Genomic DNA, 10,179 nt, shown 5'->3' with positions numbered 1-10,179 from the left:
CAACCTCGGCATCCAAAAAGGCTGGATCAAATAACCGCAACACGCCCGGAAAAGACACACTTTTCTTTACTTAACCCGCATAAGTGCCGGAAAACCATCGATAAGTCGGGCAGACAAAAAGACCCGCACCTTACCGGTGCGGGTCTGCGTTGTGCGCCCGAAGGGATTCGAACCCCTAACCTTCTGATCCGTAGTCAGATGCTCTATCCGTTGAGCTACGGGCGCATTTTGTTGTTATTCAGCGACTCTGGGGTAATTCCCTCGGCCCCTGCAACGAATAGATACTTTACTCATCCTGCGGAGTTTTACAAAATCCGCTGTTCAGAGGCATAATCCGGGCAACCCGGGAAGAGTCTTAGGCTGCAACTGCGCCACCCGCTATAGCTGCGGGTGGCAGCGTAAGCTGTACGCGCGGCGGAGACTATCCGCCGCACAGCACCAGACCAGTCCTACTCGCCGCGGACCCAGCGGACAGCGTTGCCGAAGATGTCCTGCTCACCAATGCCCGGAATGTTGCGCATCAGGCCCTCGCGGAAACGCTCCGGGTGGCCCATCTTGCCCAGAATCCTGCCGTCAGCACTGACAATGCCCTCAATGGCGTAGGAAGAACCGTTCGGGTTGGCTGGCGCTGTCATCGTCGGCACGCCGTCGGCATCGACGTACTGGAAAGCGACCTGGCCGGCCTCGAACAGGCGGCGAGCCTCATCCTCGGAAACCACGAAACGCCCCTCACCGTGAGAAACCGGCATGAGGTGGGTCTGGACTGGCTCGAAATCGCGCAGCCACGGGGAATCCACGGTCGCGACGCGAGTAGTAGCGATGCGGGACACGTGACGCAGCTGGCGGTTGTGGGCCAGGGTCGGCGAGTCCTCGCGGAGCTGCGCCGGGTCGCCGTACGGCAGGAAGCCGGACTTGACCAGCGCCTGGAAACCGTTACAAATACCGAGCACAAGACCGTTGTCGGCCACGAACTCCTTGACGGCGGCTGCGACATCGTCGGAACGCAGGAACGCGGCGATGAACTTGGCGGATCCGTCCGGCTCATCACCCAGGGAGAAGCCACCGGAGAATGCCAGGATGTCGGAGTCCTGAAGCTTCTCGATGAACGCCTTCGTGTCCTCCGCCAGCATTGCCGGGGTCAGGTTGCGGATTACGTGGAACTCGTAGGTAGCGCCAGCAGCGACGAATGCCTCGGCCATGTCGTACTCGGAGTTGGTACCCGGGAAGACCGGCAGCAGCACGTGGACATCCTTCTTGCCCGGGCTCTGCAGGTCGGTCTTGGTCTCGCTGACCTGGTTAGCGAACTCCGGCAGGGCCTCACCCTCGTAGTCATTGAGCGGGAATACCTCACGGTAACCGGACTCCATTGCCTCCAGAGCCTCGGCGACAGTGAAGGACTCCTCACCGAAGCGCAGCGTGCCCGACTCGTCGGTGGTACCAATCTTCACAGCACCTTCAACAGCACCCTCAACATCCTGACCAGCCGGAACAGCCACAACAATGGAACCCAGTGGAGCCTCCGGGAGGGATGCCTCCAGGCCCACGCCATTGCCCACAGCCATGTTGACCAGGGTCGCAGCCAGATCCGCATTGGTAACAGCCGAGGCCGCAGCCGGACGCAGCTCGCGCACAGCGGCAAACAGTTCGTTGAGCTGCTCGTAGTTCGGCTCCCCGGACTCGAGTGGCTTGTGCGCAAACAGGTAGAGGTCGAAGTTACCGGCCGGGATTGCGGCAGAGACAGCGTCGGTCTCGTCCATCGCGGCAACTGCGAAGGTCACCAGGGTCGCCGGCACGTGCAGGTCCTCGCCGTAAGTGCCGGACATGGAGTCCTTACCGCCAATAGCCGCAACCTGGAAGCCGTCCTGAGCCTCGAGCAGACCGAGCAGAGCCTGCGCAACCTCGCCCCACCGCTTCGGATCCTGGTCCAGGCGCTGGAAGTACTCCTGCACACTCAGCCAGGCACCGCGCGGATTGCCACCGGCCGCTGCGAGCTTAGCCAGTGCCTCCACGACGGAGTAGGAACCCATGAGGTACGGGGACTCGTCGGCAAGCGATGGCGAGTAACCCCAGGTCATGATGGATGCGGTGCTCGTGCCGCCATCGACCGGCAGCGTCTGGATCGACGCCTGCTCGTCGGTCTTCTGCGTCGCACCGCCGTACGGCATGAGCACGGTGGAGCGGCCGACGGTCGAGTCGAACTGCTCGATCATGCCCTCCTGGGAGCCCGCCGTCGCCGCACGCAGCGACTCCAGTACGCTCGTCGGAGCCTGCTTTACGACGCCGCCCTCCGCAGCAACCATCTCGACGTTCTGGGCGCGGTCGGCGCCGTTGGTGTCGATGAACTCACGGGAGAGGTCGAAGACGACCTCGTCGCCCATGAACATGCGCAGTCGACCGGTGTTGGTGATGTCTGCCAGCGCGACGGCCTCGATGTTCTCTTCGGCAGCGGCGGCGATGATGAAGTCCGCATCCTCCGGGCGCACGACCAGCGCCATGCGCTCCTGGGACTCGGAAATTGCGATTTCGCGGGCATTCAGACCGGCGTACTTCAGCGGCACGCGCTCGAGGTGAATGTCGATGGAGTCAGCCAGCTCACCGACCGCAACGGACACGCCACCAGCGCCGAAGTCATTACAGCGGACAATCTTGGTGGCGACGTCCTCGCGGCGGAACAGGCGCTGAATCTTGCGCTCGTTGACCGGGTTACCCTTCTGCACCTCGGCACCGGAGCGGCCCAGCGAGTCCTCATCGTGAGCCTTGGACGAGCCGGTCGCACCGCCGACGCCGTCACGGCCGGTGCGGCCACCGAGCATAATCACCACATCGCCCGGCGCAGGTTCGAGGCGCTTGACGTTGTCTGCCGGGGCAGCGGCGACGACGGCACCGAGTTCCATTCGCTTAGCGACGTATCCCGGGTGGACCAGCTCGCGCACACCAGTGGTGGCCAGACCGATCTGGTTGCCGTAGGAGGAGTAGCCGGCTGCGGCGCGGGAGGAAATATCGCGCTGCGGCAGCTTGCCCTCGAGGGTCTGCTCGCGCGGAGTGTTGATGTCACCTGCGCCGGACAGACGCATGGCCTGGTAGACCCAGGAGCGACCCGACAGCGGGTCGCGGATAGCGCCACCGAGACAGGTGGAGGCGCCACCGAATGGCTCGATTTCGGTCGGGTGGTTGTGGGTCTCGTTCTTGAACATGAGGAGCCACTTGCGGTCATCGCCCTCGACGTCGACGTAGACGGAGCAGGCGTTGATTTCTTCGGAGACTTCCTGGTCATCCATGACACCCGTGCGACGCAGTTCGCGGCCCATGATGGTGCCCATGTCCATCAAGGAGCGTGGCTTGTGCGTGCGACCGTTGAGCTCACGCAGCTCGTCGTAGCGACGCAGCGCGCGATCCAACTGCGCGGCAAAGCGCGGCTCGTTGTTCTCGATGGAGGTCAGCTCGGTGTTGAAGGTGGTGTGGCGGCAGTGGTCCGACCAGTAGGTATCCAGCGCGGACAGCTCTACCTCGGTCGGAGTGCGGCCCTCGGAGCGGAAGTAATCCTGGATGGTCTTCAGGTCGGCCAGCGACATGGCCATGCCGTCGGCTGCGAGCAGCTCGGCCAGGCCTTCGTCATCCAGCTCGGTGAAGCCCGGGTACTCCTTCAGCGGCTCAATCTCGCCCATGCTCGGACGGCGCAGGACGTTCAGGTTCTTCTCCCCCGATTCGACCGGGTTGATGAGGAAGGAGCGCACGGCGTCATTCACCGGAGCATCGAAAACATACAGCGTTGCCGAGGTGATCTGCGCCTGCGTTTCCGGGCGGAGCAGACGCAGGGCCTGCTCGGCGGCATCGGCACGCTGGTCGTACTGGCCAGGCAGCGGCTCGACAGCAAGGTAGTTCCCCAGCTCGGCGGGGGCCGGGAGCTCGACCAGCTCGTCGACACGCGAATCAGCAACTACCGACTCACGCAGCGCGACAAGATCCTCCTCCGTCGCATCGAAAGCATCGTAGAGATAGTAGATTGCCACCTCGCCGTCCTGGCCGATCGAGGACAGCAGCGTAGCTTCCTCATTGCGGAACTCGGGCTTACGGCGAACGGCTAGACGGGCGTCCATCAAGGCTCCTATCGAAATACGGGGAGGGCAACCGGGGTCTAAGTCTATTGCAACTGTTCAGGATAGGAAAATGTCCCCCGGTGTGCGAGGCGGCGCGGGGCGGCGCGGGGCGGCGCGGGGCGGAAGCCCCGATTGACCAAGTACAAGGCCAGGCTAATCGGATTCGTTCGGGCAAAGGCTGCGCGGGGGTGTTGGAGGTACGGCCGTGGCGGCTCAGGGAGGTGGCGAGTCGGTCGGCAGGTCCGGGTTGGTGCCTGTTGTTGCACCTTGCTACCTGTTGCTGCGCGTTGTTGAAGCAAGGGAGCTGGTTCGTTGTCTTATCGATGCATAGTTCACCCATCGATTCGCTATAGCCTGGCCACAAGTGAACAACGCATCGACAAGTGCACACGTAGCACCCACAGCGCGCGCATAAGTGGCGCAAAACCATCGACAGGCCACGAGAAACCATCGATAAGTGACCGAACCCTGGCCACAAGTGAAGGACCGCGCTGCCCCGCCCCGCAATGCCCCGGCTCGCGCTGCACTGCCAGGTAATAAAACAAAAAGACCCGCACCTACAAGGTGCGGGTCTACATGGTGCGCCCGAAGGGATTCGAACCCCTAACCTTCTGATCCGTAGTCAGATGCTCTATCCGTTGAGCTACGGGCGCGTGTGGCGGAGGCGAGAGGATTCGAACCTCCGGCCCGTCGCAAGACAGGCAACTCCTTAGCAGGGAGCCCCATTCGGCCGCTCTGGCACGCCTCCAAAACCACTGGCATCGGTCCCGCTTCAGCAAAGCTGTTCGCCATTGCGTGGACGAGACCAAATAACCGCAGCCAATCCTACAGAACACAAGAATTGAAAAGCAAAACACCCGCGGAGCCACCAAATACGGCGCCACAAATAGCGACCACACCTTGGGATTTTGCGGGGATTCTGTACTGCCCAATCCGGGCCATGTTCTACAGTTAGGCCTATGACCAACGATGCATCTTCAGTTCAGCCCAAAACCCGCGCCGACCTCGAGCAGGTTCCGGCCTATGTCCCGGGCAAGGCTGTGCCCGGCGCGCTGAAGATCGCGTCCAATGAAATGACCCAACCGCCACTGCCCTCGGTGGTGGAGGCCATCTCGCAGACCATCGCTGACCCAACCACCAGCCCGAACCGCTACCCGGACATGGGCGCGGTTGACCTGCGCATTAAGCTCGGCGAGCACCTGGGTCTGCCCATGGAGCAGGTCGCGGTCGGCTGCGGCTCCTCCGCTCTGTGCCTGCAGCTCGTGCAGGCCACCTGTGAGGATGGGGATGAGGTCGTGTTCCCGTGGCGCAGCTTCGAGGCCTACCCCATTCTCGCTCGCGTCGCCGGGGCTACTCCGGTGCCGGTGCCGCTGGATGCGCAGGGTCGCAATGATCTTTCGGCAATGGCTGCCGCTATCACCGGCCGCACACGCCTGGTTTTCGTCTGTAATCCCAATAACCCGACGGGCACGACCATCACTCTCGCGGCTTTCGCGGAGTTTATGGCGCAGGTTCCGGGCGATGTTGTGGTCGCTCTCGACGAGGCGTACATCGAGCTGGTGGACGAGGCCACTCATGCCGCTACCCCGTTGGCGCATGAGCTGCTGGATACCTACCCCAACCTGGTCGGTTTGCGCACATTCTCCAAGGTCTACGGTTTGGCCGGGCTCCGCGTGGGCTACATGTTCGGCCCGGAGAAGCTTGTGGAGGCCGTGAATAAGGTCGCTATCCCCTTCTCCATAAACACTCTCGCGCAGATTGCCGCGCTCACCTCGCTCGACGCACAGGAAGAGCTCACCGCCCGCATTGCTGAGGTCCGCGCACAGCGCGTCGCCGTCACCGAGGCCATCAACGCCGCCACCGGCCGCGAGACGGTGCTGCCGAATTCGCAGGCCAACTTCATTTGGATTGACGAGGGTCGGATCGCGAATCTCTCTTTGCTTGACGACGTCTCGGTGGCCACCACCACGGATCTCGGTGACTTCCTGGCGCAGCGCAACATTCTCATCCGCTGCTTTGCCGGCGAAGGTGCTCGCATCACCATCACTACTGAGGAAGAGACCTCGCAGCTGCTAGCTGCGCTCGGTATCGAGCGCTAACAGCTATCGCTCAGCTAGCAGCTACCGGCGCGGCCGGTGGTCGCGCCACCGCTGCGCTCAATCGCCTTTGCGATGCGGTCAAGCATTTGCTGGCCGGTCTCATAGGTGCCGTCGTCAGGCTGGGCTGCGATAGCGACACCAACGAAGGTGCCCGGCTTCTTGCCCGGCAGATAGCCGAACTGTCGCACAAGGTAGACACCTTCATCATCTGGGCCCCAACCGCCCTTGAAGTGGGCGCCGCGGATGCGTCCGAGGCCGTAGGACTGCTCGTCGGCAATCTGTCCCATGAGGTCAGCGACCTTTGGGCCCGCCTCGATGCACTGCAAATTGGCGCCGAAAATAGCCTGGTCGCGCAAATCCCACTGCGTCTGCCCGAAGACGGTGTATTCCGCACGGATGCGGTCAGTGCCCATGACGGTGCGGGTGTCGTGGCCCTCTCGGAGAATCTCGTCGGTGGTCGCGCCCGCGGTCGCGTCATCGCCCAGGGAGTACCACATGGACTCAGCCGCATCGTTATCGGAAACCGTGATTGCGTCTTCGACCAGGGAATCCACGCCCGATTGGCGCACATAAGCCACCGCAATCGGCACCTTGGAGGTCGACCAGGCCGGACCCGTTTTGAAGTCACCCGTGGAAACCACTTCGGAATCCTTATCCGGCGTTGCCAGAGCGGCGCCGGCCAAACCACCGAGTTCCTTTTGCGCGGATTTCACGGCCTCGACAACTTCGCGAGGCATCTCACCGGGCACAACTTTCCCGTCGGAGGATGCGCCGCCGGGGCCGTCGTCAAGCGGATTGGACAGCGTCGGCGACGGCATGCCCGCCGAATCGGTGCCAATGGTGCAGGCGCTAAGGCCGAGCGTGACGACGGCGGTTGCGGCCAGAGCCGCTCGGAGACGTTTAGACAATGTGCACCGTCGCATTCGTACCGCCGGTACAAGTGACAACCTCACCGTTATCGCGGCAGGTCATGCTGTATGTCTTGCCTGTTGTTGGGCTGCTAGCGGTGACAGTACCGTTGAGCTTCTTCGTAAGTTGGTACTGCTCAACGAAGGAATTGCGGACGTTGGTGGCAAACTGACAGGTCGTCGTGTTACCGCCGACATCTTCTGCATATACCAAGTTCAAATCACCCGGATCGCCCGAGCCGGAGCAGTGACGCCAGTTCGATGGCGGCTGGAACCCTTCAGCGCGACGCTTCTGCTCAGCGGTCGACGAGGTGGAGGAACCCTCAGCACTAGCGGACTGAACCGACTGGGGCGAGTTGCTGCCGGCCGAATTCACTCCCTTCGAATCGGAGAAGTAGAAGTAAGCCATTGCGCCGACGAAGAGAGCGACCGCAACGAGTGCCAGGACAATAACCGCGATGGTCAGCCCCTTGTTGTCATTGCGCGGCGCAGCAGCCGGACCAGCTTGCGGACCTGGAACATAGGGGGCAGGGCGGTATGGTTCAGGCTGCTGGGACTGTGGATACTGCTGCTGCAGATACTGGGTTTGCCCCTCAGGCTGCTCCCACTGTGACCCATCCACAGCGCTCCACGCATTTGCCGGCGTATCAGCGGAGGGTTGATCATCTGACGTGCCCGGATTTATGCTCCACTCACCGAACGAGTCGTCCGAGTGGTTGCTCCGATTCGTTGCCATTGTTCGACCTTTTCCCTCAATACCGTCCGCCAGTATGACGCTGGGTTTGTATTACAGCAAGACCGAGCTTACCGGTTTTGGCAATTTGCCCGTATTGTTTCAGGCCACAGTACACGTTGGTCGGAGCAATTAAATTACCTCCGCAAAATTACCTGTGGCAGATTTCGGACACACGAAACCCCCGACCGCATGCGACCGGGGGTTACGTTCTGCAATTCGCTCTCTATCTGGGGAAGTTTTTACTCATCCCTGGAGAACTGCCGCTAATCGCGACCTAGAACAGTCGTTAGAACGGCCACCACGACGGCTTCGCATTCTTGTTCACGACTACCTTTTCGCCGCCGACAACCCAGTTCTCGTTGGGGCTCAAAAGCGCGCCCACGTGGGCGTAGCCGCCGTTGTCGAACTCACCTTCGTAGTCCGGAGCCCGGTACGTGAAGTCAACGGAGACAGACTTCGAACTGCTGACAGTCGGGTTGTCCTTGAAGGCACCGAGGAAGCCGCCCTCCGTCCAGGACAGGCGCACCTGACGATTACCGTTGCGCTCGGTGTTGACGTACTCCCCCTCCTTCAGCGTGTAAATACCGCCGCCGAGGATATTGTCCTGCGACTGGCGAGTCACACGAACGAGCTCAAAGTCAGCCGGGATGTTGTGGCCGATTCCCCGCAGCTTGGCGTTGCCGTTGACACCGACGACCTCAATACGGATCGTGACCTCGTCACCCGGTCGGACCTCCTTACCGCGGATAATCTGCGAGTAAACATCAGCAGACCATGCCGGGCCACCGATGGTGCCGAGCTTCTTCTTCGGGGCGCTCGAGCCCGGCAGGGTCAGACCAGGCGAATTAAGTCCTGGCGAGTTCAGACTCGGCGAGGGCAGACCCGGGGACTGCGCCATGGCAGGAGCGCCGAAACCGAAGGTCAAGCCAGCTGCGAGGGTAACTGCGGCAATGGCGGTACGGGAGCGACGTCGCGAACGAGAGGCCGCGATGTTCTTGGAGTGCATATTGCGCATGATGGGAAAACTTTCTGTGAAAACCTGAAAACAGGCGCGGTGGAAAAGCTGGAATTACTTAGCGGTTAATGCCCGGCGACGGCAGCCCCGGGGACTGGAAGCCCGGTGACGGCAAGCTCGGGGAGCCCAGCGAGCCACCTGGGACATCCGGAATACCCGGAATATCCGGAGCTGGCGCCTCCCGCTTCACAGTGAGCTTCGGCCCCATGTCATGCAGCTTCTCCACCGAATTGCTCGGGTTGAAGTGGATTTCGGTTCCGGTATTCAACGCACCGTCGGCAATTGCGTCCGTGACGCGGTACTTCCACTTGAAACTCACAGTCGACGTGGTCGGGGAACCCCATGCCTGTGTGATTCTGTCGGCTGCAAACTCCACCGCACCGTTGTTAACGATTTCCAGCCACTTGTCTGACTCGTTCTGGTTTGCCCACTCATCGTCGCCGACCTTGTACGTCGCCGAGTTGGCCACGTACTGCAGGCCATCCGGAATGACATCGGTCATGCGCTGAATGTAGGACTTCGCACCCCAGATGTTGTTGTCCGTGTAGGTCAGAGTAAAGGTCACGACATCGCCGGGCTTGACGACGGCACCCGCGACACCATTGACCTCAACGGATCGCGTCACATTGGAGTTCTTCCAGCTATGCGTCGCGCTGGAGGAACCAGTACCGGTGACTTCACCAATGGCGTCGGTGACAGTCTGAGTGATGGAATCAACGCTCAGCAGGTCCTGAGCATGTGCGGTATTACCGAATCCCGCAAAGGTCATACCTGCGGCTAGAGAGAGTGCAGCAATGCGAGCAATGCTGCGGTTACGTACGGTGCGAGTTGCCATCTGTCACGGGCTCCTTTTAACGATGCGAAGACTTGCGGTCGGAGTAGGCCAAATATGGCGGCTCTCCAGTAGGAATGCACGCGTGATGCATCGGCGTGCGATTCACTTGGCGATAGTTAATACGACACCTATCGACGGCGGCAACAAGTAGCCATTTTTCGAACATCAACCTAAAAATCGAAAACCATGTCGCCACAGCAGTCACACCAGTCACATGTCCGCACATGCGTTACAGGTTTGGGCCGGCTGGAATACTTTTAACTATAGAAATACGCACTGCCCTGAAATAGCTGTTCCCCACCGCTGCCAAAATTGCCCCCATTTTCCATCCCGCGACAAAACACCCCAGCCTGCCCCCTGTAACGCTGTTCAGGGGTATCCAAAGAGCCCAATTACATGCCCGTCCGACCACCCCATAACGGGGTTAACCACGGAAACCACCCAAAGGTCCGACTATCCGTCGCGGACCTGAGCACATACGCCAACTTT

At 61.2% G+C, this 10,179-nt stretch carries 6 protein-coding genes and 3 tRNA genes; 1 reads left to right on the top strand and 8 read right to left on the bottom strand.

Annotated elements, in window-relative coordinates:
* Window positions 1-152 precede the first annotated feature (152 nt).
* The 4 genes from QP978_RS06870 to QP978_RS06855 form a co-directional block, all read right to left on the bottom strand.
* A tRNA-Arg gene (locus tag QP978_RS06870) sits at window positions 153-225 on the bottom strand.
* A 224-nt stretch (window positions 226-449) separates the two neighbouring features.
* Entirely contained in the window at window positions 450-4,097 is a 3,648-nt protein-coding gene (locus QP978_RS06865) for a phosphoribosylformylglycinamidine synthase (protein WP_284857003.1), read from the bottom strand.
* A gap of 577 nt (window positions 4,098-4,674) precedes the next feature.
* Window positions 4,675-4,750: transfer RNA gene (locus QP978_RS06860), tRNA-Arg, on the bottom strand.
* A 3-nt stretch (window positions 4,751-4,753) separates the two neighbouring features.
* A tRNA-Ser gene (locus tag QP978_RS06855) sits at window positions 4,754-4,845 on the bottom strand.
* A gap of 211 nt (window positions 4,846-5,056) precedes the next feature.
* Between QP978_RS06855 and QP978_RS06850 the strand changes: the two genes are divergently transcribed.
* Window positions 5,057-6,196 carry a histidinol-phosphate transaminase gene (locus tag QP978_RS06850; protein WP_284857002.1) on the top strand — a complete coding sequence of 380 codons (1,140 nt, stop codon included), beginning with the start codon at window positions 5,057-5,059 and terminating at the stop codon, window positions 6,194-6,196.
* Window positions 6,197-6,210: 14 nt separating this feature from the next.
* Here QP978_RS06850 and QP978_RS06845 read toward each other — a convergent pair whose 3' ends face one another.
* The 4 genes from QP978_RS06845 to QP978_RS06830 all read right to left on the bottom strand — a co-directional run bounded on the left by QP978_RS06845 (window position 6,211) and on the right by QP978_RS06830 (window position 9,690).
* Window positions 6,211-7,104, bottom strand: coding sequence for a hypothetical protein (locus QP978_RS06845; protein ID WP_242451355.1), 894 nt, complete (start codon window positions 7,102-7,104; stop codon window positions 6,211-6,213).
* Window positions 7,097-7,840: a hypothetical protein gene (locus QP978_RS06840; protein WP_049189773.1), complete on the bottom strand. Its 744-nt coding sequence runs from the start codon at window positions 7,838-7,840 to the stop codon at window positions 7,097-7,099. The genes QP978_RS06845 and QP978_RS06840 overlap by 8 nt, the downstream gene beginning before the upstream one ends.
* A 286-nt stretch (window positions 7,841-8,126) precedes the next feature.
* On the bottom strand, window positions 8,127-8,855 hold the full coding sequence (locus QP978_RS06835; protein WP_284857001.1) for a hypothetical protein: 729 nt from the start codon (window positions 8,853-8,855) through the stop codon (window positions 8,127-8,129).
* Between the two features lie 58 nt (window positions 8,856-8,913).
* Complete coding sequence (locus tag QP978_RS06830) at window positions 8,914-9,690, bottom strand: hypothetical protein (protein WP_284857000.1); 777 nt, start codon at window positions 9,688-9,690, stop codon at window positions 8,914-8,916.
* Window positions 9,691-10,179: the final 489 nt, after the last annotated feature.

Source organism: Corynebacterium sp. MSK035 (assembly GCF_030232615.1).
Taxonomy (GTDB): domain Bacteria; phylum Actinomycetota; class Actinomycetes; order Mycobacteriales; family Mycobacteriaceae; genus Corynebacterium; species Corynebacterium jeikeium_D.
This window is presented reverse-complemented; position numbering and strand designations above follow the sequence as displayed.